General features: G+C 74.8%; 23 protein-coding genes. 14 read left to right on the forward strand and 9 right to left on the reverse strand.

What is annotated here, in order from left to right:
- The first annotated feature begins 100 nt into the window (after positions 1-100).
- The gene (locus Q2K19_RS29400; RefSeq protein WP_302765372.1) at positions 101-2,314 is read left to right on the forward strand and encodes a family 43 glycosylhydrolase; all 2,214 of its coding nucleotides are present in this window, start codon (positions 101-103) and stop codon (positions 2,312-2,314) included.
- Positions 2,315-2,356: 42 nt separating this feature from the next.
- Here the strand turns inward: Q2K19_RS29400 and Q2K19_RS29405 are convergent, their stop codons facing one another.
- Positions 2,357-2,890, reverse strand: coding sequence for a 2'-5' RNA ligase family protein (locus tag Q2K19_RS29405; protein ID WP_302765373.1), 534 nt, complete (start codon positions 2,888-2,890; stop codon positions 2,357-2,359).
- A gap of 57 nt (positions 2,891-2,947) precedes the next feature.
- On the opposite strand from Q2K19_RS29405, the gene Q2K19_RS29410 reads away from it, so the two are divergent.
- Together Q2K19_RS29410 and Q2K19_RS29415 are read left to right on the forward strand one after the other, a co-directional pair.
- The gene (locus tag Q2K19_RS29410; protein WP_302765375.1) at positions 2,948-3,376 is read left to right on the forward strand and encodes a nucleoside deaminase; all 429 of its coding nucleotides are present in this window, start codon (positions 2,948-2,950) and stop codon (positions 3,374-3,376) included.
- Positions 3,377-3,706: 330 nt separating this feature from the next.
- The gene (locus Q2K19_RS29415; protein ID WP_302765377.1) at positions 3,707-5,431 is read left to right on the forward strand and encodes a DEAD/DEAH box helicase; all 1,725 of its coding nucleotides are present in this window, start codon (positions 3,707-3,709) and stop codon (positions 5,429-5,431) included.
- A 142-nt stretch (positions 5,432-5,573) separates the two neighbouring features.
- On the opposite strand, the gene lon is transcribed toward Q2K19_RS29415, so the two are convergent.
- Positions 5,574-7,910, reverse strand: a complete 2,337-nt coding sequence (gene lon / locus Q2K19_RS29420; protein ID WP_302765378.1) for an endopeptidase La — start codon at positions 7,908-7,910, stop codon at positions 5,574-5,576.
- 247 nt (positions 7,911-8,157) lie between these two features.
- Here lon and Q2K19_RS29425 point away from each other — a divergent pair, with 247 nt between their 5' ends.
- Positions 8,158-8,505, forward strand: a complete 348-nt coding sequence (locus Q2K19_RS29425) for a histone-like nucleoid-structuring protein Lsr2 (protein WP_302765379.1) — start codon at positions 8,158-8,160, stop codon at positions 8,503-8,505.
- A gap of 254 nt (positions 8,506-8,759) precedes the next feature.
- Here the strand turns inward: Q2K19_RS29425 and Q2K19_RS29430 are convergent, their stop codons facing one another.
- Both Q2K19_RS29430 and Q2K19_RS29435 read right to left on the reverse strand, forming a co-directional pair.
- On the reverse strand, positions 8,760-10,010 hold the full coding sequence (locus tag Q2K19_RS29430; protein WP_302765380.1) for a hypothetical protein: 1,251 nt from the start codon (positions 10,008-10,010) through the stop codon (positions 8,760-8,762).
- Between the two features lie 317 nt (positions 10,011-10,327).
- Positions 10,328-11,194, reverse strand: a complete 867-nt coding sequence (locus tag Q2K19_RS29435; RefSeq protein WP_302765381.1) for a hypothetical protein — start codon at positions 11,192-11,194, stop codon at positions 10,328-10,330.
- A gap of 289 nt (positions 11,195-11,483) precedes the next feature.
- On the opposite strand from Q2K19_RS29435, the gene Q2K19_RS29440 reads away from it, so the two are divergent.
- From Q2K19_RS29440 to Q2K19_RS29460, 5 genes are all read left to right on the forward strand, one after another.
- On the forward strand, positions 11,484-11,672 hold the full coding sequence (locus tag Q2K19_RS29440; protein WP_302765382.1) for a hypothetical protein: 189 nt from the start codon (positions 11,484-11,486) through the stop codon (positions 11,670-11,672).
- A 13-nt stretch (positions 11,673-11,685) separates the two neighbouring features.
- A complete protein-coding gene (locus Q2K19_RS29445) occupies positions 11,686-12,111 on the forward strand; it encodes an Asp23/Gls24 family envelope stress response protein (protein ID WP_302765384.1) in 426 nt (141 codons plus the stop codon).
- A gap of 1 nt (position 12,112) precedes the next feature.
- Entirely contained in the window at positions 12,113-12,631 is a 519-nt protein-coding gene (locus tag Q2K19_RS29450; protein ID WP_302765386.1) for a hypothetical protein, read from the forward strand.
- Positions 12,628-13,179, forward strand: coding sequence for a hypothetical protein (locus tag Q2K19_RS29455; RefSeq protein WP_302765388.1), 552 nt, complete (start codon positions 12,628-12,630; stop codon positions 13,177-13,179). The genes Q2K19_RS29450 and Q2K19_RS29455 overlap by 4 nt, the downstream gene beginning before the upstream one ends.
- Positions 13,180-13,284: 105 nt before the next feature.
- Entirely contained in the window at positions 13,285-14,001 is a 717-nt protein-coding gene (locus tag Q2K19_RS29460) for a helical backbone metal receptor (RefSeq protein ID WP_302765390.1), read from the forward strand.
- A gap of 11 nt (positions 14,002-14,012) precedes the next feature.
- Here the strand turns inward: Q2K19_RS29460 and Q2K19_RS29465 are convergent, their stop codons facing one another.
- Entirely contained in the window at positions 14,013-14,711 is a 699-nt protein-coding gene (locus Q2K19_RS29465; protein ID WP_302765392.1) for a CBS domain-containing protein, read from the reverse strand.
- A gap of 218 nt (positions 14,712-14,929) precedes the next feature.
- Here Q2K19_RS29465 and Q2K19_RS29470 point away from each other — a divergent pair, with 218 nt between their 5' ends.
- Both Q2K19_RS29470 and Q2K19_RS29475 read left to right on the forward strand, forming a co-directional pair.
- A complete protein-coding gene (locus tag Q2K19_RS29470) occupies positions 14,930-15,505 on the forward strand; it encodes a DoxX family protein (protein ID WP_302765393.1) in 576 nt (191 codons plus the stop codon).
- A 156-nt stretch (positions 15,506-15,661) separates the two neighbouring features.
- A complete protein-coding gene (locus Q2K19_RS29475) occupies positions 15,662-16,030 on the forward strand; it encodes an FKBP-type peptidyl-prolyl cis-trans isomerase (protein ID WP_302765395.1) in 369 nt (122 codons plus the stop codon).
- A gap of 60 nt (positions 16,031-16,090) precedes the next feature.
- Here the strand turns inward: Q2K19_RS29475 and Q2K19_RS29480 are convergent, their stop codons facing one another.
- From Q2K19_RS29480 to Q2K19_RS29490, 3 genes are all read right to left on the reverse strand, one after another.
- Complete coding sequence (locus tag Q2K19_RS29480) at positions 16,091-16,441, reverse strand: anti-sigma factor antagonist (protein WP_302765396.1); 351 nt, start codon at positions 16,439-16,441, stop codon at positions 16,091-16,093.
- 100 nt (positions 16,442-16,541) lie between these two features.
- Positions 16,542-17,198, reverse strand: coding sequence for a response regulator (locus Q2K19_RS29485; protein ID WP_302765397.1), 657 nt, complete (start codon positions 17,196-17,198; stop codon positions 16,542-16,544).
- Entirely contained in the window at positions 17,195-18,319 is a 1,125-nt protein-coding gene (locus tag Q2K19_RS29490) for a sensor histidine kinase (RefSeq protein WP_302765398.1), read from the reverse strand. Before Q2K19_RS29490 ends, Q2K19_RS29485 begins: the two co-directional genes overlap by 4 nt.
- Positions 18,320-18,436: 117 nt before the next feature.
- Between Q2K19_RS29490 and Q2K19_RS29495 the strand changes: the two genes are divergently transcribed.
- The 3 genes from Q2K19_RS29495 (at position 18,437) to Q2K19_RS29505 (ending at position 21,457) form a co-directional block, all read left to right on the forward strand.
- Entirely contained in the window at positions 18,437-19,348 is a 912-nt protein-coding gene (locus Q2K19_RS29495; protein WP_302765399.1) for an ABC transporter ATP-binding protein, read from the forward strand.
- On the forward strand, positions 19,345-20,361 hold the full coding sequence (locus Q2K19_RS29500) for an ABC transporter permease subunit (protein WP_302765401.1): 1,017 nt from the start codon (positions 19,345-19,347) through the stop codon (positions 20,359-20,361). Before Q2K19_RS29495 ends, Q2K19_RS29500 begins: the two co-directional genes overlap by 4 nt.
- 76 nt (positions 20,362-20,437) lie before the next feature.
- Positions 20,438-21,457, forward strand: coding sequence for an SMP-30/gluconolactonase/LRE family protein (locus Q2K19_RS29505; protein ID WP_302765403.1), 1,020 nt, complete (start codon positions 20,438-20,440; stop codon positions 21,455-21,457).
- Between the two features lie 60 nt (positions 21,458-21,517).
- Here the strand turns inward: Q2K19_RS29505 and Q2K19_RS29510 are convergent, their stop codons facing one another.
- Positions 21,518-22,798: a L,D-transpeptidase gene (locus Q2K19_RS29510; protein WP_302765404.1), complete on the reverse strand. Its 1,281-nt coding sequence runs from the start codon at positions 22,796-22,798 to the stop codon at positions 21,518-21,520.
- Positions 22,799-22,964 lie beyond the last annotated feature (166 nt).

Below are 22,964 nucleotides of genomic sequence, written 5' to 3' on the forward strand. Positions count from 1 at the left end.
GTTCGGCGCCGACCGACACGTGCGACACCTCTTTACATCGTTGTATCCAACGTTGTAAGAACGGGGCACCGCACCTCCGTCCACACCCGAGGCAGGTCTGATGGGACACCTCCACCGCGGCGGCGTGCTCGCCGCCGTACTCGCTCTGGTGCTGACCACGACGGCGGCCGCGCCGGCCGCCGGCGCCACCCCCGACCGCTACCGCAACCCGATCTCCGCCGACTTCGCCGACACCTTCGCCGACCCGGTGATCGTGCGCGGCGACGACGGCCTCTGGTACGCCTTCGGCACCTCCGATCCGCTGCGCGAGGGCGAACGCCAGGCGCACCGGGTGCCGATCGCCCGCTCCGCCGACCTCGTCGACTGGACGTCCGTCGGGGACGCCTTCGCCCCCGGCCAGCGCCCGTCCTGGGCCGCCGCCGGGGCGGCGTTCTGGGCGCCCGACGTGCGTCGGGTCGCCGGCCACTGGGTCATGTACGTGACCGTCACCGACACCACCGTCTCCGGCGACACCTTCGACACCGCCGTCGGGGCCGCCACCGCGCCCACCCCGGCCGGGCCGTGGACGTTCGCCGACGAGCCCGTGATCGCCCCGCGTCCCGGCGGGGGCGGCGGCTACCTCTGGACCATCGACCCGAGCCAGTTCACCGACAGCGACGGCCGGAACTACCTCTACTACGGCAGCTACTACGGCGGCGTCTCGGTCACCGAACTGTCCCCGGACGGGCTGCGGGCGGTCGGCGCGCCGACCCTGGTGGCGATCGACAACAAGTTCGAGGGCAGCTACGTGGTGCGCCACGACGGCTGGTACTACCTCTTCGCCTCCACGGCGAACTGCTGCGCCGGGCCGGCCACCGGCTACTCCGTCCAGGTCGGCCGGTCCCGCAGCCCGCGCGGGCCGTTCGTGGACCGCGACGGCCAGCGGCTCGACGTCTCCCGGGCCGGCGGCACCCCGGTGCTCACCCAGAACGGCAACCGCTGGATCGGCACCGGGCACAACGCGGTGCTGACCGACCTGTCCGGCCAGGACTGGATCGTCTACCACGCGATCGACCGGGCCGACCCCTACCTGGACGAGCCGTTCGGCATCAACGAGCGGCCCATGCTGCTGGACCGCCTCGACTGGGTGGCCGGCTGGCCGACGGTGAACGCCGGCGCCGGCCCCTCCGACGGGCCCCGGCCCGCGCCGGTCACCACTGGCCGCCCCGACGCCCGCTTCGACTCGGCCGACCTCACCGGCTGGCGGGCGGACGGCGCCTGGCGGGTGGACGCCGGCCAGGTCACCGGCACCGGCACGCTGACCAGCCGTGCCGCCGTGGGCGGGGACGTGCGCGCGGAGGCCGACCTGCGGCTGGCCGGCGCGGCCGCCGCCGGGCTGCGACTGGGCCGGGTGGACGTCCGGATCGACGGCGGCCGGCTCAGCGTCCGGGAGGCCGGCGGGGCGACGGCGGAGACGGCGCTGCCCGCCGGGGTCGACCTCACCGACCCGCACAACCTGGCCGTCGAGGTACGCGGCCGGCAGCTCGTCGCCGAGCTGAGCCCGGCCCGCCTCGGCGACCAGCTCGCCGTGGTGACGCTGGCCCTGACCCGCCCGGCGGCCGGGCCGCTCGCCCTGCTCGCGGAGGGCGGCCCGGCCGCCTTCGACAACGTCAGCGCGGCCCGGCTGTACCGTCCGGTCCGGCACACCGCCGCCCCGCCGACGGTCGGCCCGCTGCTGCCCGGCTGGTCGGACGAGTTCACCGACGGGTTGGACCCGGCCTGGCGGTGGATCCGGCCCAACCCGGCGGCCACCGTCGCCGACGGCGCGCTGCGCTGGCCGGTGGAGCCGACGGACCTCGTCGGCACCGGGAACACCGCGGGCGTGCTGCTGCGCGAGGCCCCGGCCGGCGACTACGTGGCGGAGACCAGGGTCACCCTCGACCTCGGCGCGGACAGCGTCCGCAACTACCAGCAGGCGGGCCTGGTGGCGTATGTGGACGACGACCGGTTCGCCCGGCTGGCTCAGGTGGCCATCTGGAACACCCGCCAGGTCGAGTACGGCTACGAGCTGCCCTTCGCCGGCCGGCCCGTGTACGGCGGCAGCATCGTCGGCACCCCGGCCACCACCACCTGGCTGCGGCTGGCCCACCACGTCGACCCGGTCACCGGCGAGCACGAGTTCCGGGCCGGTTCCAGCCGGGACGGCACGCACTGGACCTGGGGCGCGGTGTGGACCTTCCCGGCCGACACCACGCCCCGGATCGGCCTGGTCGCGCACGGGGGCGCCACGCCGCCGGTGACCGCCGAGTTCGACTACCTGCGGTTCTACCGCTGATCCCCGGGCCGGGGCCGTCCACCGCGGGCGGCCCCGGGCGGGTCAGCCACCGGGGTGCGGGCAGGCCGGGACCAGGTCGCTGACCGTACGGCTCTCGCTGTCGTAGCTGCGCGCGGCGACGAACTCCCCGGTGGCGCGGTCGACGCCGGCCACCGCCCGGGCCCGGCGCCGGTCGGCGCCGCGGAACCGCAGCGCCAGGCTCAGGTGCGGGACCCAGTGCCCGGGCAGCTGCCAGGGCTGCGGGCCGGGCGCCTCGGCGAGCACGTCCCAGACCGCCCGGTGCAGGGCAGTCAGCTGGGGCGCGGGCCGGACCAGCCAGACCAGCGGCGCGGTGCCGTCGAGCACCGTCACCCGGTCGAGGCGGGCCGGCAGGGGCAGCGCCGCGTCACAGAGGTCGGCGAGGCGCTGCTCGGCCCCGGGCGGGAACTCGTCCACCGAGGCGAGGGTCAGGTGCGGCCGGTTGGTGGGGTGCGTGTTGCGGGCCAGGCTGGGCAGACCGGCCTCGGCCAACCGCTGCCAGACCCCCCGTACCGCCTCCTCCAGCTCCGGGGAACAGAGCAGCTCGACCGTCCGCACGCCGTCAGGCTAGTCGCCGGCGGTGTGCCGTGACGTCCCGTGGGGAATGCGCACCGGATGAGCGTGCTGACCCTGACCGACGAACGCCACCTGCGCCGGGCCATCGCACTGGCCGCCACCGCCCGGGACGCCGGGGACGGGCCGTTCGGCTCGCTGCTGGTCGACGCCGACGGGCGGGTGCTGGCCGAGGAGGTCAACACCGAGCGGACCGACGGCGACATCACCGCGCACCCGGAGCTGAAACTGGCCCGCTGGGCGGCCCGACACCTCTCCCCCGACGCGGCCGCCGTCGCGACCATGTACACGAGCTGCCAGCCCTGCGGCATGTGCGCCACCGCGATCGAGCGCTCCGCCCTGGGCCGGGTGGTGTACGCGCTCAGCGCCGACCAGCTGGCGCAGTTGCGTCCGGTGCCCCCGACCACGCCGGTGGCGTACGCCGGTCCGGCGCTGCTCGCCGAGGCCCGGGTGCCGGTCGAGGCGGGCTGAGCGGGCCGCGCGGGCGGAGCCGGGCCGCGACCAGTCCGGCCACCCCGCGCCGCACGCGCGACCTTAGAGCCAGCCGGCCTCGCGGGCGATCCGCACCGCCTCGCCGGGTGGCTGGGGCACGGGGCCTGGGATCTGGCGCACCACCGCACCGGCCGGGTGGTGCCCCGCGGATACGCGGAGTGGTGTGGGGTGCTCGACGCCGCCGTGGGCGTCAGCGCCGTGCTGGCCTTGCTGGTCGCGTGACCCTGGCGGGCGACTCGAGACGTGGCGGGGCCGACGGTTGTACCGGTCGCCGCGACGGGGCGTCGGCGGTGATGAAAGGCTTGCCGCATGAGCGCCGCGCCAACCCCGACCGACCCCACCACCGACGAGACGCCCGCCTTCGCGGATCTCGGACTGCGCCCCGAGCTGCTGGGCGCCCTGACCGCCCTCGGCTACGAGGAGCCGACCCCGATCCAGCGCGAGGCGATCCCGCCGCTGCTCGCCGGCCAGGACCTGCTGGGCCAGGCGGCGACCGGTACGGGCAAGACGGCCGCGTTCGCCCTGCCGCTGCTGCAGCGGATGCCCGACGGGCGGACGGGCGGCGACCCGGTGTCGCTGGTGCTGGTGCCCACCCGGGAGCTGGCGGTGCAGGTCTCCGAGGCGTTCCACCGCTACGGCAAGGACCTGGGCGCCCGGGTCCTGCCGATCTACGGCGGCCAGCCGATCGGCCGTCAGCTCCGCGCCCTCGACGGCGGCGTGGACGTGGTGGTGGCGACGCCGGGCCGGGCGCTGGACCACATCGCCCGCGGCACCCTGCGGCTGGCCTCGCTGGCCACGGTGGTGCTGGACGAGGCGGACGAGATGCTCGACATGGGCTTCGCCGAGGACATCGAGGCGATCCTGGAGCACGCCCCGGCCGAGCGGCAGACCGTGCTGTTCTCCGCGACCATGCCGGCGCGCATCGACGGGCTGGCCCGGCAGCACCTGACCGACCCGGTGCGTATCCAGATCGAGCGCGAGCGGCCGGTGGCCGGCGAGGCGCCCCGGGTGCGGCAGGGCGCGTACATCGTGGCGCGGGCGCACAAGCCGGCGGCGCTGGGCCGGGTGCTGGACGTGGAGTCGCCCACCGCGGCGATCGTCTTCTGCCGCAGCCGGGAGGAGGTGGACCGGCTCACCGAGACGATGAACGGCCGGGGTTACCGGGCCGAGGCGCTGCACGGCGGGATGAGCCAGGAGCAGCGGGACCGGGTGATGGGCCGGCTCCGCGCGGGCACCGCGGACCTGCTGGTGGCCACCGACGTGGCGGCGCGCGGGCTGGACGTCGAGCAGCTCACCCACGTGGTCAACTACGACGTCCCGTCGGCGCCGGAGTCGTACGTGCACCGGATCGGCCGGGTGGGCCGGGCCGGCCGGGAGGGCGTCGCGATCACCCTCGCCGAGCCGCGGGAGCACCGGATGCTCAAGACCATCGAGCGGGTCACCGGCCAGCGGATCGCCGTCGACAAGATCCCGACGGTGGCGGACCTGCGGACCCGGCGGCTGGAGCTGACCCAGGCGGCGCTGCGGGAGTCGCTGCTGGAGGACGACCTGGAGCCGGTTCGGGCGATCGTGGAGTCGCTGACCGACGAGTTCGACCTGATGGAGGTGGCGCTCGCCGCGGTGAAGCTGGCCCACGAGGCCACCCTGCCCGGCACCGCCGATGAGGAGGAGGAGATCCCGCAGGTCGCGGCCCGCCCGCCGCGGGAGGCCCGGCCGGGGTACGAGCGGCGCGGCGGCGGTCGCCCCCGCCCCGGGGGCACCACGCAGGTCTTCATCGGGTTGGGCCGGCGCGCCGGGGTCCGGCCGCAGGACCTGGTCGGGGCGATCACCGGGGAGACCCGGGTCAGCGGCCGGGACATCGGCTCGATCGAGATCGCCGACCGGTTCTCCCTGGTGGAGGTTCCGTATGCGGTCGCCGACGAGGTGATCCAGGCGCTGCGGGGCAGCACCATCAAGGGCCGCAAGGCGACCGTACGCCGGGACCGGGACGGCTTCGACGGCCGAGACCGACCGGAGCGCCGGGACCGCCACTGAGCGGTAAGGAGGGGCCCCTTCTTAACGCCTTCGGTAGAGGAAGGGCCCCCTGTTAACGCCCCCACCGGAGGCGAGAGCGCGGCGTGTTAAGCGGGGCCCCCTGCTATGCACGAGGCGTTAACAGGGGGCCCCTCCTTTCACCTCAGGCCGCGGCGAGCGGCTGACCGCCGAGGGTCTCCGCGTCGACGTCGGCCGGGCGCAGCGCCAGGGCGAGCACGTCGGCGACGTCGGCGAGGGTGTGGATGGCCAGCGCCGAACGCACCTCGGCCGGCAGGTCGTCCAGGTCCGGCTCGTTGCGCTTCGGGATGATCACCTCGGTCAGGCCGGCCCGGTGCGCGGCGAGCAGCTTCTGTTTCACGCCGCCGATGGGCAGCACCCGGCCGGAGAGCGTCACCTCACCGGTCATCCCGAACTCCGGGCGGACCGGCCGGCCGGTGACCAGGGACGCCAGCGCGGTGACCATGGTGATGCCGGCGCTCGGGCCGTCCTTGGGCACCGCGCCCGCCGGGAAGTGCACGTGGATCCGCCGCCCGGCGAGGGCGTTCGGGTCGATGCCGAGGCGCCGCCCGTTGGAGCGCAGGTAGGACAGCGCGATATGCGCCGACTCCTTCATCACGTCGCCGAGCTGACCGGTGAGGGTCAGCCCCGGCTCGCCCTCCATGCTGGTGGCCTCGATGAACAGCACGTCTCCGCCGGCTCCGGTGACCGCCAGGCCGGTGGCCACGCCGGGCACCGCCGTCCGCTCGGCCGACTCCGGGGTGAACTTGGGCCGGCCCAGGTAGCGGGCGAGGTTGTCGGTGTCGACGCGGACCGGCGCCGGGTCGGACGCCAGGGCCACCGTGACCTTGCGCAGGATCTTCGCCAGGGCCCGTTCGAGCTGCCGGACGCCGGCCTCCCGGGTGTACTCCCCGGCGATGAGGGCCAGTGCGCCGTCGGCGACGGTGACCTCCTCGGCGGTCAGTCCGGCCCGCTCCCGCTGCCGCGGCAGCAGGTGGTCGCGGGCGATGGCCACCTTCTCGTCCTCGGTGTAGCCGTCCAGGGTGACCAGCTCCATCCGGTCCAGCAGCGGCCCGGGGATGCTCTCCACCACGTTCGCGGTGCTCAGGAAGAGCACGTCGGACAGGTCGAGGTCGACCTCCAGGTAGTGGTCCCGGAAGGTGTGGTTCTGCGCCGGGTCGAGCACCTCCAGCAGGGCGGCGGCCGGGTCGCCGGAGTAGCCGACGGCCAGCTTGTCGACCTCGTCGAGGAGCACGACCGGGTTCATCGAGCCGGCCTCGCGCAGGGCGCGGACGATCCGGCCGGGCAGCGCCCCCACGTAGGTGCGCCGGTGACCGCGGATCTCCGCCTCGTCGCGGACACCACCGAGGGAGACCCGGACGAAGTTGCGGCCGAGCGCCCGGGCGACGGACTCGCCGAGGCTGGTCTTGCCGACACCGGGCGGGCCGGCCAGGGCGAGCACCGCGCCGGAGCCGCGCCCACCGACCACGCCGAGGTTGCGCTCCGCGCGCCGGTTGCGCACCGCCAGGTACTCGAGGATCCGGTCCTTCACGTCGGCCAGGCCGGCGTGGTCGGCGTCGAGCACCGCGCGGGCCGCGACCAGGTCGGTGTTGTCCTCGGTACGCGTGTTCCACGGCATCTCGAGGACGGTGTCCAGCCAGGTACGGATCCAGCCCGCCTCCGGGGAGGCGTCGCTGGCCCGCTCCAGCTTGCCGACCTCGCGCAGGGCCGCCTCGCGGACCTTCTCCGGCAGGTCGGCGGACTCGACCCGGGACCGGTAGTCGGCGGAGCCGTCCGGCTCGTCCTCGCCGAGCTCCTTGCGAATCGCGGCAAGCTGCTGGCGGAGCAGGAACTCCCGCTGGGACTTCTCCAGCCCCTCGCGGACGTCGCTGTTGATCTGCTCGGTGACCTCCTGCTCGGCCAGGTGCTCCTTCACCCAGCCGACCAGCAGCTCCAGCCGGGCGGTCACGTCCGGGGCGGCGAGCAGCTCGGTCTTCTGCGCCAGGCTGAGCCAGGGCGCGTAGCCGGCCGCGTCGGCCAGCTCGGAGAGGTCGGTCATCCGCTCCATGGCGTCGATGACCTGCCACGCGCCGCGCTGCTGGAGGACCGAGGTCATCAGCGCGCGGTACTCACGGGCGAGTTCCCGGGCCCGGCCGGCCGGGGCGGGTTCGTCGAGTTGGGTCGCCTCGACCCAGAGGGCGGCGCCGGGGCCGGGCACGCCGGAGCCGATCCGGGCCCGGGACAGGCCACGGATCACCGCGGCGGGCTCGCCGCTGGGCAGCCGGCCGACCTTCTCGATGAGGGCGATCGCGCCGACGGAGCCGTACTCGCCGTCGATGCGGGGCACGGCGAGGAGCTTCTTGTCGCCGGTGGCCCGGGCCGCGTCGACCGCGGCCTGCGTGGTCGGGTCGAGGGTCACCGGGATGACCATGCCCGGGAGCAGGACGGCGTCGGTCAGGGGCAGTACCGGAAGAGTTGCCATCGAACACCTGCTATCACGTTGGGTTGAGCGTGACAGGCTCAAGTAACAAACCATGCCCCTTGTTCCGGGCTGTGACCCACGCCACTCCCACCGGCGCCCCCGGTGCGGCCCGTGGCGCACCGACCCGCCATTCCGCAGGGCCGGATTTGCCGACCCGCCGAATGGCGAACGGCGGTATTGTTGCGAATTTGCCACGCCATAGGTCAAACTCTTAACCACACCCCGCCCGACACAGGGAGTAATGGCGATGGCAAGGAAAGTAATCACCGTTCTGACCGACGACCTGGACGGCGGAAAGGCCGACCGGACCGTCGAGTTCAGCCTGGACGGCGTGGCGTACACGATCGACGTCTCCGACGAGAACGCCGGCGTCCTGCGCAAGGCCCTCGACCCGTACATCAGCGCTGGCAGGCGGATTGGGCGTGGGCCGGTGGAGACCGGGCGGGCGGCGCGGCGGACGACCGGCCCGGCCACCTCGGGAATGGACCGCGAGCAGAACCGCGCCATCCGGGAATGGGCCGTGAAGAACGGCTACGAGATTTCCGAGCGGGGCCGCATCCCGGTGTCGGTGGTGGAGGCGTACAAGAACCGCTGAGCCGTCCCGGATCACCGTTGGGCATCCCGGGGTCACGCTGAGAATTGGGCGTGGCCCCGGCGGTTTTCCGGGCGTTAACAATTTTCAGCCGCAGGGGACCCGCCAGCGTCCCGGTCCGGCCCGGGCGCCGACCGCCATCTGGATCGGCGTCCGGCGGTCCGCGGACGTCACATCGGCCCCCCGCGCGTACCGGCCCGACACCGACGGGCGGGGCCCTCCAGGCTGCGCCCGGGCGGCCCCGACCGTCGTGACGATCAGTTGACCCGGATCCGCACCACGTCGAAGGCGGGGGTCTGGTTGGCCCGCTCCATCATCGGGATGCGGTGCGAACCGTCACCGGCCCAGACCGCGCACTGCGCGAGGCCCGACTGCGGCAGGCCGGGGATCTGGATGAGCACGTCGTCCGGCTGGGCGCCGCCCTTGCCGTCCTCGGTGGCGACGAAGAACGCCGGCACGTCCTGCGGGCTCGGGGGCTGCCGGGTGCTGTCGAGCATCCGGCACGCGGTGTGGAAGTGACCGCGCACCAGGCCCTGGTCGTTGAGCAGCGAGCTCTCCAGGTAGTACCCGCCCTGACCGGCGGCGAGGAACCGGTCGCGAACCAGGTTCCGGGTGGTGACCCGGAGGGTGAAGGGCTGGTTGCGCTCGACCCGGTTCGGGAACTGGGTGATGAGCAGCGACGGGTTGTTCGCCGCCGCGCCGACCTCACCGAAGGCGGTGCTCACGCACCGATTTCCGGCCTGAAATCCGTCGTGCGGCTGCAGGTTGCTGTTGCTGCAGTCCTTGGCGAGCACGTCGAGACCATTGTTGTTCCCACCGGTGTTGTTGCCGCCGTTGTTGTTGCCGCCGGTCTGGCCACCATTGTTGTCACCGCCGGTCTGACCGCCGTTGCCGTTCCCGCCGGTCTGACCGCCGTTGTCGTTCCCACCGTTCTGGCCGCCGTTCTGGGCGTTGTCGGCAATGGCGCACTGGGCGAGTTGGTCGAGGCCCTGGGGACGCTGCGCCACCCGGCCGATCGCGGTGGCGATCCGGTTCAGCGTGGCGGTGCGCTTGTCCGCCAGCGGTCGCAGGATGACGTTGTTGATGAAGTCCTGGCCGGCGCGGTTGCCGTCGGCGGCCAGCCGCCGGTTGGCCTCGGCGATCTGCGCGTCCAACAGGGCGAGGTTGCGGTCCACCTCGTTGCGCGCCTGATCGGGCATCTGCGGGAGTTTGCTCTTCACGTCCGGGCAGGCCACGGTGGGCGTGCCCGCTCCCGTCCCGCCACCCTTGGTCTGCTGGCACTCGGCGACCGACATCTGACCGTCACCCCAGTGGTTGCGTACCCAGCGACCGTTCTGCCAGGTCCGGGTCGTGCTGCCCTGACCGCCCGGCGACGTCGCGCCCGGGCTCGGGGCCACGCAGGACGCCGAGGCGGCACGGATGGTCGTCCGCCGGTCCTGGGCGGACGAGATCTGGGTGACGGCGACGATTCCGCCGAAGACCGCGAGCGTGCCGACCACCGCCAGCATTCGCTTGCTCCGCGCGTTACCGGATGACCGGCGCGCCCGTGTGGACCTGCGCATCGAATTGCTCTCCTTCTCGATCCGGTAGTTGATTCGTGACCCCGGCGGACCGACGGAATTCGGGGTGAGGATCACTGCGACGTTCCGGTTGCACGTCGATGACCGACGATGCCCTTTCCGCACCGTCTCCGCGCCCTCCGGCGCGACGGGAAGATCTGCGTCCATTCCCGCTTAGGTACGGAGCGACAGCGGCGAGGGTTCAATCCCGATCTGGGGATTTCGAGAAGGATTTCGCCCGGGCGGTAAGGCCGGGCCGCGCCGGGTCAGTCGGCGCAGAGGTGGTCGAAGGCGAAGCCGCCGTCGAACTCGTCCCGCCGAGCGGCCAGCCCCCGGATCTGTCGGTGCAGCTCGTCCCGGTCCACCAGCGGCGGTTCGGCGGCGTCGAGCTCGCGCAGCCGCTCCCCCACCGCCACCGCGGCGAGGTCCTCGGCGAGCCGGCCCGGCTCCACCCCGCAGTCGAGCCGCTGCGCGAGGAGCTGGACCCGCTCGACCAGGCACCGGCCGGGCCGCACCTCGACCCAGCTCCACCCCTCGGCCGGGCCGTCGGTCCAGCACACGTGCAGCCCGCGGACGATCGGATCGGCCAGGCGCCGCTCCACGTACGCCTCGACGGCCGCGACCCGGGCCAGCGCCCCGAGATCGTTGACCGGCCCGCGGCGACCGTCGGGGAGCCGGCCGACGATGTCCCGGAAGCCGACCCCGTCCCGGCCCTCCGGGCCGGTGCCGGCGCTGTAGGCGCGGGCGTCGATGAGATACTCGACGAGGCGGCGGGCGTGGTCCGCCCCGCGCAGCGTCGCCGATTCGACCCGCAGCACGGGCAGGCCGACGGCGGCGCAGACCGTGCTGGTCATCCGCTCGGCGCGCCGGGCCGGGGACCCGGCCGCCGCCGGCGGGGCGAACTGCACGGCGAAGCGCGGCCGGCCCGGGTCGGCCGCGCACACCACCTGGTCGAAGCCCTCCCGGAGGGCGGTGCTCCACTGGTGGCCGGTGACACCCGGCGGGCGGCCCTGCACCAGCTCGCTGAGCCGCCGCGAGGGGTGGACCACCTGGCCGGAGCGGGTGCCGGCCGGGGTGGCCCCGGACGTGATCGGGCGCAGCCAGGAGTCCGTCACGCTGCCGGTGCTCGTCATCTTCGCCAGATCCATCCGTCGGTGGTCGACCGGAGCGAGTCTAGGGCGTCGATCATGGTCGTCGCGTCGCCGGTGCGGCCGGAATCCGGTTCCCCGGACCGCTGGGGCCTCCGGCGGGCCAGCCGGAGGCCACCCGTCGGCCGCCGAGCGGGACGGCGGATGCCCCCCCGGGCCCGGCCACCGTCCCAGGCGGGGCACTGACCATCCCGGTCGAGCCGGCGCGACTGAACACCCCGGAAACGGGTACGCCCCGCCCGTCCGGTCGGTCGCCGGTTGAGCGGAGGTGGGCATGACGCGGCAGCAGTTCGGTTTCCTCACCGGGTTCCTCCTGGTCGCGGTCTGGGCGCTGGGCGGGGCCGGCGCCGCGGCGGCCGCCACGCTCGCCGGGCTGGTCGGCTGGCTGCTGGTCCGGGTCCTCGACGGTGACGTCGCCGTCCCCGGTCTCGCCGACCGGGTGACCGGGGACCGGCGCCGCTGACCGGGACGCCACCATGACCGGCACCCTGCCCCGACGCGGCACGGCCGCACCCGGCCGGGCCGGCGCGCCGGCGTGGACCGAGGCGACAATCGCCCGCCTGGCCGAGGACGCGGCGCGGCGCGCCCCGGCCGCCTCCCGACCGGTGGCCACCGTCCGGGTCGACGGCACCGCCGCCCGGGTGGACCTCGACCTCGTCGTCGACCACGGCGCGCACCTTCCGACGGTCGGCGAGGCGGTACGCCGACGCGTCGCCGCCGGGATCGAGGCGCAGACCGGCCTCACCGTCGAGGCCGTCACCGTCACCGTGGTGGACCTGCGCCTGCCGGCGGCTAACGCCGGTCCGCACGACGGGCCGAGCGGCGACGGCCGCGCCCGGTGGCCCGACCGGCACGGACCCGGGCGAGTCGACGTGCACCGCCGCCCGGCGGCCGGAGGGTGACGTGCGCACCGCCAACCGGGTCGCCACCCTGCTGCTCGCCGTCGCCCTGCTCGCCGGCGGCGTGCTGCTCGCCGTCGAGGGGCTGCTCGCCGCGCTCGGCCGCCCCGGCCCGCTGGTCCACCGCTGGTACGCCACGCTGACCGCCGCCCGGTGGCAGGACGCCCCGGTGCGGGCGGTCGCCGCCGGCGTCACCCTGCTCGGCGTGGGCGTGCTGGTCGCCGAGCTGCGCCGCTGGCACCCGGCCCGGCTGCCGCTGTCCGCGGACGACGGATGGCACCTGCACCGCCGCAGCATGGAGCGGCGGCTGGCGCGTACGGTCCGCTCGGTGCCGAGCATCCGGCGGGCCCGGGTACGCCTGCGCCGGCGCGGGGACGCCTGGCGGCCCCGGGTCACCGCCACCGGCGACCCGGCGGCCCGCGCCGACGTGGAGTTCGCGCTGCGCCGGGAACTCGACCGGCTGGCCGCGCCGCGCCACGGCCGGATCGAGGTCCGACTCGTGCCGGCCCGGCGGGCGACGTGAGCAACGCCGCCCACCGCCTGCTCTGGACGGTGCTCGCCCTGCTGCTGGTGGCGGCCGGGGGCGCTGCCCTGGCCGTCGGCTCCGGTCGGCTGCCGGGCGGCGACAGCAGGCTGCTCGGCGCCGGCCCGGTCGCCTGGTGGCGGGTCGGCGCGCCGTGGAGCGCCCTGGCGGTGGCCCTCGGCGGGGTGCTGCTGGCCCTGGTCGGCGGGCGGCTGCTGGTCGCCGGGTCGCGGGTGCCGGGCCGGCTCTCCGGCACCCTGGCGCATCCCGGGGACGGGGGTGGCCGGACCCGGGTGGCCTGCGCGCTGCTGACCGGCGCGCTGGAGCGGGACCTGCTCCGCACGCCCGGGACGCGCCGGGCCCGGGTGGTGCTCACCGGACCGGTGACCGGGCCGGACGTCTGGGTCGAGGTGCACCTGGCCCCGCACGCCGAACTCGCCGTCGTCCGCGACCAGGTCGACGCCGCGGTCCGGCGCTTCGCGACGACGGTGGGCTGTCGTCCGGCGCACCTGGACGTGACCGCGCTGCTGGACGAGACCGGGCGCTGATCGTCCGCGCCACGGCCTCCGGCGCCGGGCCCTTCGGCGGCCCCGGCCACCCGACCGACGATCGCCGATGGGCGAGGATGGGCGGGGGCGAGGAAGGGAGCGGCCGTGCGGGTGGTGTCGCTGGTGCCGTCGTTGACCGAGGCGGTGGCGCTGACCCGGCCCGAGGTGCTGGTCGGGGCGACCGACTGGTGCACCCACCCGGCCGGGCTGGACGTCGCCCGAGTCGGCGGCAGCAAGTACCCGGACCTGGACCGGGTGCTGGCGCTGCGGCCGGACCTGGTGCTGCTCAACGAGGAGGAGAACCGGCGCGCCGACGCGGACGCCCTCCGCGCGGCCGGCGTGCCGGTGCGGGTCACCTTCCCCCGCACGGTGCCCGAGGCGCTGACCCAGCTGGGCGAGCTGGTCGCCGCACTCGGCGCCCCCGCCGAGCCGGCGTGGCTGCGGGCCGCCCGGCGCGCCTGGGCCGCACCACCCGCCCCGGCGGCGCTGCGGGGCGCGGTGGTGCCGGTGTGGCGGCGCCCCTGGGTGGTGCTCGGCCGGGACACCTTCGCCGGGGACGTGCTGCGCCGGCTCGGCGTGGCCAACCGGTACGCCGACCACGAGGAGCGCTATCCCCGCCCCAGCCTGGACGAGCTGCGCGCCCAGGACCCGGAGCTGGTGGTGCTGCCGGACGAGCCGTACCGGTTCACCGCCGAGGACGGGCCGGAGGCGTTTCCCGGCGTACCGGCCGCGCTGGTCTCGGGGCGCCACCTGACCTGGTACGGGCCCTCTCTCGCCGAGGCGCCCGGGTTGCTGGCCGCCCAGCTCGCGCAGCCGCGCTGAACCCCGGTCGGTCAGGCGATGGGCAGGGCGCGCACGGGGTCCCGCTCCAGCAGGGTGGTGTCGTCCACGTCGTACGCGATCGCGTTGTGCACCTGGACGACCCCGCTGACCTGCGCGGCGAGCCGTCCGGCCAGGTCGACGGCGCTCCGCCGATCCACCCGCCCGTCCAGGGTGACCTCGCCGTCGCGAACCTGGACGGTGACCAGTCCGTCCCGGATCGCAAGCACCCGGCGCAGCACCTCCTGCACCACGTCCTCGCGGATCTCGGCGTCGCTGCGCAGGTGCACCCGGAGCAGGTCGCTGCGGGTCACGATGCCGACCAGCCGGCCCAGGTCGTCCAGCACCGGCAGTCGCTTGACCAGCTCCCGGTCCATCAGCCGGGCCGCCGCCGGCAACGACGCCCGTGCGGTGGTGGTGACCGCCGGGGCGGTCATCAGGTCCCTGGCGACCAGCGCGTCCGCCTTCTCCCGGGCGGTGCGGCGGCGCCGCCCCTCGAAGACCCGCCGCTGGTCGGGGTGACCGGCCCGCTCCACCCGGTGCAGCAGGTCGGCCTCGGAGACCACCCCCAGCACCCGGCGGAAGGAGTCCACCACCGGCACGGCGCTGATGCCCCGCCGGATCAGCACGTCGACGATCCGCCGGTACGGGGTCTCCTCCCCCACCGTCGCGACGTCGCTGGTCATCACGTCGCCCACCTGCCATGTCCGCATCACGACCTCCTCGATCCGGTCTTCCACTCGCGACGGTAGGCGCGGCCGGGGCACCCCGGGCAGAGGCGGACGGCAGGCCGGGGAAGGCCGACCGGACCGGGCCGGAAGGGGTCCAAGGTCCCGGTCGGGACGGGCCCGGTCGGCCCTGCTCGGGACGCCGCCGCGGAGGTGGAATGAAGGTGCCACCGGAAAGCGCGGGGCGAGGCACCAGAAGGGACGTGGAGACCATGACCGCGACGATCGAGCGGGTCACCGCCAACACCATCGCTCCGGCGGCTCAGACCACTCGGGACGCCGAGACCACCCGCGAGAAGGCCGCCCGGTACGTCCTCGCCGGACTCCGGATCGCGCTGGGCTGGACCTTCCTCTGGGCCTTCCTGGACAAGATGTTCGGCCTGGGGCACGAGACCGCGGCGAAGGCCGCCTGGATCAACGGGGACAGCCCCACCAAGGGCTTCCTCACCTTCGGCGCGGCCGGCCCGTTCCAGGGTCTCTACCACGACATCGCCGGTGCGGCCTGGGCGGACTGGCTGTTCATGCTCGGCCTCCTCGGCATCGGCGTGGCCCTGCTGCTCGGCATCGGCACCCGGATCGCCGCGGTCGCCGGCGGGTTCCTGCTGGTCATGATGTGGACGGCCGTGCTGCCCCCCGAGAACAACCCGTTCCTCGACGACCACCTCATCTACGCCGGTCTGCTGGCCGTCCTGGCCCTGGTCGGCGCCGGCAACACCCTCGGTTTCGGCCGGGCCTGGGCGAAGCTGCCCATCGTGCGGCGGCTCCCCTGGCTGAAGTGACGGCGGTACCGGCCCGGCGGGCGTCACCGAGAGGTGGCGCCCGCCGGTTTCGTCCGTCCACTCGTTGGGGTGGACCCGGGGACCGGCGGGTATCGGCCGGTCGCGATCCGGCAGGATCGACGGTGACCGCACCGTCAGCACCGAGGAGACCCGTTCATGGAGAAGCCCGAGGTTGGCCCGATCGAGGGCGCGCCGCCCGCCGATCTCGTCATCGAGGACATCACGGTCGGCGAGGGCCCGGAGGCCCGTCCCGGCCAGCTGGTCAGCGTGCACTACGTCGGCGTGGCCCACTCGACCGGCCGCGAGTTCGACGCGTCGTGGAACCGGGGTGATGCGTTCGAGTTCCCGCTGGGCGGCGGCCAGGTCATCGCCGGCTGGGACCAGGGCGTGGTCGGCATGAAGGTGGGGGGCCGGCGCCGGCTGACCATCCCGCCGCACCTGGGCTACGGCGCCCGGGGCGCCGGCGGCGTCATCAAGCCGAACGAGACGCTGGTCTTCGTGGTGGACCTGCTCGGCGTCCGCTGACGCGAAGCAGCGCCACATTCGGGGCCGTCGGCGCCACGCCGGCGGCCCCGCGCCGTCGGGTCAGGCGGCGACCAGGTCGCCCGCGCGGGCCGACTCACGCACCGTCATCACCCGGTGCAGGCCGGTGGCGCGCAACACCCGGGCCACCACCGGATCGGGGTCGACCAGCACCAGCTCACCACCCCGGGACCGGATCCGCAGGTGTGCGGCGATGAGCGCGCGCACCGCGGCCGCGGAGAGCACCCGCACGCCGGACAGGTCCAGCCGCAGCACGGGACGGGCCGGGGCCGCCCAGAGCGCCGCCCGGAACGACCCCACCGTGGCGATGTCGATCTCGCCGACCGCCCGTACGTCGACCACGTGGTCGGCCACCTCGATCTCCACGTGGAACCGGTCGCTGCGCTGCCCCATGCCCAGGAACCTATCCCGAACCACCGACACTTCCGCCCGCTCGGGACCCGGTTTCCGGGTAGCCCCCGGGTGGCGACCCCGAGCGCCTCCGGGAGAACCCTCAGGCGCTCTCCACGATCCGGTTCTCCCAGGCCCAGGCCGCGATCTCGAGCCGGTTGCGTGCGCCCAGCTTCTGCTGGATCCCGGACAGGTGGCTCTTCACCGTGCTCAGCGAGATGAACAGTTCCGCCGCGATCTCCTGGTTGGTCCGGCCGCGGGCGATCGCCCGGACCACTTCGAGCTCCCGGTTGGACAGCGCCGGGCGGAACCGCTCGTCGGCCGGGCGCGCGGGCGGGTGCAGGTGCCGCAGCAGCCGCAGGGTCAGCGAGGGGGAGACCAGCGCCTCGCCGTTGTCGGCGGCCCGTACGGCCTCCACCAGCAGGGCCGGTCCGGCGTCCTTGAGGATGAACCCGACGGCGCCCCCGCGCAGCGCGCCGTAGACGTACTCGTCGAGGTCGAAGGTGGTCACCACGACGATGCGCAGCGGGTCGGCCACGCCCGGCCCGGCCAGCGCCCGGGTGACCTGGAGGCCGTCGAGCCGGGGCATCCGGATGTCGACCAGGCAGACGTCGGGGCGGAGTCGCCGAGCCTGCTCGACCGCGTCCACCCCGTCGACCGCCTCGGCCACCACGGTGATGTCGGGCTGGTCCTCCAGGATCATCCGCAGGCCGCTCCGGACCATCGCCTGGTCGTCGGCCAGCAGCACCCGGATGGTCAACGGCGCTCCCTGGTCGGCACGGGCAGGGCGGCGGCGACGGACCAGCCGCCGCCCGGGCGGGGGCCGGCGGAGAGGGCGCCGCCGAGGGCGCGGACCCGCTCCCGCATCCCGACCAGACCGTACCCGCCGCGGCGCAGCTGCCCACCGGCCGCGGCCGGGCCATCGTCGACGACCTCCACGGTGACGGTTCCGGCCGCCTCGGTTACCGCCACCCGCACGGTACGCGCGCCGGGCGCGTGCCGGGTCACATTGGTCAGCGCCTCCCGGACGACGCGGTACACGGTGGCGCTCACCTCGGGCGGCCAGGAGGGAGCGTGGTCCGGGACGGTCAGTTCCACCGCCACGCCGTGCCGTTCGAAGCGGGCGACCAGCTCGGCGAGTTCCTCCGGACCGGCCGAGGCCGGAGGCCCGTCGGCGTCGTCCCGCAGGAGGCCGACCAGGCGACGCATCGCGGCGAGCGCGTCCGAGCCGGCGGACTCGATGCCGGCCAGGGACTGCCGCGCCCGGTCCGGCCGGCGGTCGCTGACCAGCTGCGCGGCCTGGGCCTGGACGACGATGCCGGTGATGTGGTGGGCGACCACGTCGTGCAGCTCCCGGGCCAGCTCCAGCCGCTCGTCCCGGCGTACCTGCTCGGCGGCGGCCCGGCGGCGGGCGTCCGTGACCCGCAGCGCGGCGCCGACCGCGACGGCGGCCAGCCAGCCCAGCGCACTCCAGTACGTCACCGCGGTGACACCGGCGGCGATCGCCGCGGCCACCACCACGGCGAGACCACCGGCGGCGATCGCGGCGGCCGGTCGCACCGGCAGCGCCCCGGCCGCGGAGGCGACCAGCACGGCCAGCGGCAGCGCGGTGGCGGGACCCGGCTCGTGCGGCAGCCCGGCCAGGTCGGCGACGAGGACGGCGACCACGGCGACCACCAGGCCCGCGACCGCCGTCCACCCCCGATGCCGCCGCCGGACCAGGGCGAGCAGCGTGACCACGACGCCGACCGCGCAGTCGAACACCCAGTACCGCCCGCCCCAACTGGCAGCGAGCGCGGCCGCCTGCACGGCGATCGCCACAACGCAGCCGAGCCCGAGCCCGACGTCGGCGGTCACGCTCCACCGGTCCGGATTTCCCATGCGGCCCAGGCTAGGCAATCGCGGCGCGGGTCGAACCGGTCAAAAGTACGGTCGCCGCGGCCGGGAACCGTGCCTCGGACCGATGGCCGGGGCCGCCGACCCGCGAAGGCTCGGGGCATGACAGATGAGAACTCCCCACCGGTGCTGCACGCCGCGGGCCTGACCAAGCGGTACGGGAAACGGGTCGCGCTGGCCCACTGCGACCTGCGGATCCCCCGCGGCCGGGTGATCGGCCTGGTCGGGCCGAACGGCGCCGGCAAGTCCACCCTGCTCCAGCTCGCCTGCGGGCTGATCAGCCCCACCGCGGGCACGCTGCGGGTGCTCGGCGCCCGGCCCGCCGCCGACCCGGCCCACCTGGCCCGGGTCGGCTACGTCGCCCAGGACACCCCGGTGTATGCGTCCCTGACCGTCGACGACCACCTGCAGATGGGCGCGTGGCTCAACCCGTCCTGGGACCGCGCCCTGGCCGAGCGGCGGGTGGACCAGGTCGGGCTGAACCGGTCGCAGAAGGCGGGCCGGCTCTCCGGCGGCCAGCGCGCCCAGCTCGCCCTGACCGTCGCCGCCGCGAAGCGCCCCGAGCTGCTGATCCTCGACGAGCCGGCCGCCGCCCTGGATCCCCTCGCCCGGGACGGGTTCCTGCATCACCTGATGGAGTTCGTGGGCGAGCTGGGCGCCAGCGCGCTGCTCTCCTCGCACCTGCTGGGCGACGTGGCCCGGGTCTGCGACCACCTGGTGGTGCTCGCCGCCGGCCGGGTCCAGCTCGCCGGGGACGTCAGCGACCTGCTGTCCCGCCACTGCCGGCTGGTCGCGCCGCGCGGGGAGCCGGACCGGCTGCCCGCCGGAGTGGAGCTGGTCCGGCGGGAGCCGGCCGGGCCGGACGAGCGGTGGTTGCTCCGGGTCGAGCCCGGGAGCGGGCAGCTGCCGGGGACGGTGGAGCCGGTGGGGCTGGAGGAGCTGGTGCTGGCGTACCTCGGCCGCGCGGCCGGCGAGCCCACCGGGCCGGCCCCGAGTCGGGAGGTGCGGCGGTGACCCGGCTGGCCTGGCGGCAGTTCCGGGCCCAGGCGCTCACCGGCCTGGCCGGGCTGGCCCTGCTCGCCGCCTACCTGGTGCACCTGGGCCTGGCGATCCGGCACGGCCACGACGCCTACCTGTCCCGCTGCCGGTCGGGCGGCGACTGCGACCGCGCGCTCGCCCAGTTCCTCGGCGGCTACCAGAACACCCTGCTCTACCTGGCCGGCCTGTTCGCCCTGGTGCCCGCCGTGCTCGGCATGTTCTGGGGCGCGCCGCTGGTCGCCCGCGAGCTGGAGGCGGGCACGCACCGGCTGGTGTGGAACCAGAGCGTCACCCGGACCCGCTGGTTCAGCGTCAAACTGCTCGTCGTCGGGGCGGCCACCACCGCCGTGTCCGGCCTGGCCAGCGCGCTGCTGACCTGGGCCGCCAGCCCGGTCGACCGGCTCGCCGGGGACCGGTTCAGCACCATCGTCTTCGGCGCCCGGAACGTCGCGCCGATCGCGTACGCGGCCTTCGCGTTCACGCTCGGCGTGGTGGTCGGGCTGCTGGTCCGCCGGACGCTGCCGGCGATGGCGCTGACCGCCGTCGCGTTCACGCTGGTGCAGTTCGTCATGCCGAACGTGGTCCGGCCGCACCTGATGCCGCCGGTCACCGTCTCCCGGCCGATGACCGCCGAGGCGATCAACGAGGCGCGAGGGCTGGGCAGCCTCTCCGGGGCCCCGATGGTCAAGGGGCTGTCGGTGCCCGACGCCTGGGTCAGCGACGTCAGCGAGCTGCGCACCGCGGACGGCCGGCCGCTCGCGGCGGAGCGTTTCGACCGCTGCTTCCAGGACCCGCCGCGCACCGGAGCGACCGGCACGTTCGGCGACACCGCCGTCTGCCTGGGTCGGCTCGACCTGCACGTGGTGCTCTCCTACCAGCCGAACCACCGCTACTGGCCGTTCCAGTGGCTGGAAGGCGGGATCTACCTGGCGCTCAGCGGGCTGCTGGCCGGCTTCGGCCGGTGGCGCCTCCGCCGCCGGGTCAACTGAGCGTCGACGTCGGCAGCCCTCGGCGACACGCCGCCGGGGGCTGCCCCGCCGGGCATCGGCGGGGAAGAATGGCCGGATGGTCGTTCCCCGCCAGCGTCCGCCGCTGCTGATCCGGCCGGTCCGCGAGCCGGCCACCGTGCCACCGCCGCTGGACGGGCCGTGGGCCCCCACCGACGTCCGGCTCGACCGGGCGGACCTGCTGCCGCTGCCGGAGGGGGCGCACGGCCCGGAGGACGTGCTGATCGATCCGGACGGCCGGGTGGTCACCGGCGACGAGGACGGCCGGCTCTGGTGGTGGCCGGCGGACGCCCCGGCCGGCACCCGTCCCACGCTGCTCGCCGAGACCGGCGGCCGGCCGCTCGGCATCGAGCTGGACCCGGTCGACGGCGGGCTGGTGGTCTGCGACGCCTACCGGGGGCTGCTGCGGGTCACCCCGGACGGGGCGGTGCAGGAGCTGACCGGCAGCGGGCCGCCGGTGCACCTCGCCGACAACGCCGCAGTGGCCCGGGACGGCACCATCTACTTCACCGACTCGTCCGACCGGTTCCCGCTGTCGCACTGGAAACGGGACCTGCTGGAGCACCGCCCCAACGGCCGGGTGCTCGCGTACGACCGGCGCACCGGGCGCACCGAGGTGGTGGCGAGCGGGCTCTACTTCCCCAACGGGGTGGCGCTGGCTCCGGACGAGTCCGCGCTGATGCTGGTGGAGACGGCCACCCACCGGCTGCTACGGGTGGACCTGCCCGACGGCCGGGCCACCGTGCTGACCGACCTGCCGGCGTACCCGGACAACGTGTCCGCCGTGGGCGACGGGACCTACTGGATCGCGCTGCCCAGCCCCCGGCTGCCGATCATGGAGAAGCTGCTGCCCCACCCCCGGATGCGCCAGCTGGTCGCCCTGCTGCCGGGCGCGGTGCAGCCGCAGCCCCGCCGGTACGGCCTGGTCGCGCTGGTGGACGGCGCGGGGCGGATGCTGCGCACGTTGCACGGGCCGAGCGGCGCGTACCCGATGGTCACCGGCGTCCGGCAGCACGGGCAGCGGCTCTGGCTGGGCAGCCTGACCGCGACCGGCGTGGCCCGCGTCGACCTGGCCTGACCGCACGGAGCCGGCCCGCCGTAGCGGCGAGCCGGCCCGTCATCGTTCCTCCCCCGACGGTCAGCCGCCAGTGTTGCTCTTCGAGGGCTCCGGGGCGGGCGCCGAACCGCCGGCCACCGCGCCCGGGTGGGGCGCCACGGCCTGGGTCGGCTTCAGCCCGGCCGGGACCGGCAGCGCGCTGCCCTTGGCGAACTCGTCCCAGCTGACGTTCCAGGCCGTGAAGCCGTTGCCCTGGTCCAGCTTCACCTCGGTGCCCTTGACGGTGACCAGGTCACCGACCTGGGTGATGCCCATCAGCCAGTCCGCGGCGGCGGCAGATACGTTGGCGCAGCCGTGCGAGGTGTTGGTGTAGCCCTGCTCCCCCTCCGACCACGGTGCCGAGTGGATGAACTCACCACCCCAGGTCAGCCGCTGGGCGTCGTCCACGTCGACCACGTAGCCGCCGTTCGGGTCGCCCCGGGTGTCGAAGGTGGTCCGGTCGAACTTCTCCATGATCACCATCGTGCCGCTGGAGCTCGGCGTGCTCGACTTGCCGAGACTCACCGGGATCTTGCGGAGCAGCTTGCCCTCCTGGTAGACGGACATCTGCTTGGTGGCGTTGTCGATGTCGAGGGTGACCTGGCGGCCGATCTTGGAGGTCGCGGTGTGGTCGGCGTCGCCGATGGCGTCCTTGCCGATCGGCAGCCCCTCGAGGGCGCTCCGCACGCTGATCTTCGTGCCCTTCTTCCAGAAGTCGGGCGCCCGGTATTCGGCCTGCTTGCCGTCCGACTCCCACGACCAGGTGCCCGGCTGCGGCGGGTCGGTCTTCACGAACAACCGGCGCTGCACGTCCGCTCTGGCCTCTTTCGGAATTGGCGGATCGAACGCGACGACCAACGGCATCGCCGTCCCGTACGTCTGATCGCCGGTGAAATAGAGTTCGCTCTTGATGGCCGGTTTGGTGGATTTCGCCATCGTGGTGAACGTCGTCTTCTGCGTGGTCGTCCGTCCGGAGTCGCCGGTCGCGGTCACCTCCGCCGTGTACGTCCGGGAATTCTGCAGCGGGCGGTCCGGCACCCAGCTCGACCCGTCCTCCCGCGGCGCGGCCGGCACCGGCTGACCCTTGTCGTCGGTGAGCTTCACGCCGGTGATCTTCCCGCCGCTGACCTTGGCCCCCACCTCGGCGCTGATCGGCACGCCCTTGGTCCGGTCGGTCGGCAGCACGGTCAGCGACGGCCCGGCCGCCGCCTTGCCGTGGCCGCCCGTCACGGCGGATCTCTGGTCGGCGGTGCACGCGCCGACGACCAACGGTGTGGCTGCGATGGTTACCGCGAACAGCGTGAATCGCCGCCTCACATCCATATTCCGCACCCCATTTCCACTCCCCTTGGCTCACATTCTGTCGGGCCGCCGGGAGGCCGAGGCCCATTCGGCGAAATTGCTCGGGGCACCGACTTCCTTTGCGGCGCAGGCGTACGGAAATGGGAATCGGCGACGCGGAAAAGGTCGTGCGTCACGCGCTGCGCCC

Source organism: Micromonospora sp. NBRC 110009 (genome assembly GCF_030518795.1).
In the GTDB taxonomy this organism is placed as follows: Bacteria; Actinomycetota; Actinomycetes; order Mycobacteriales; family Micromonosporaceae; genus Micromonospora.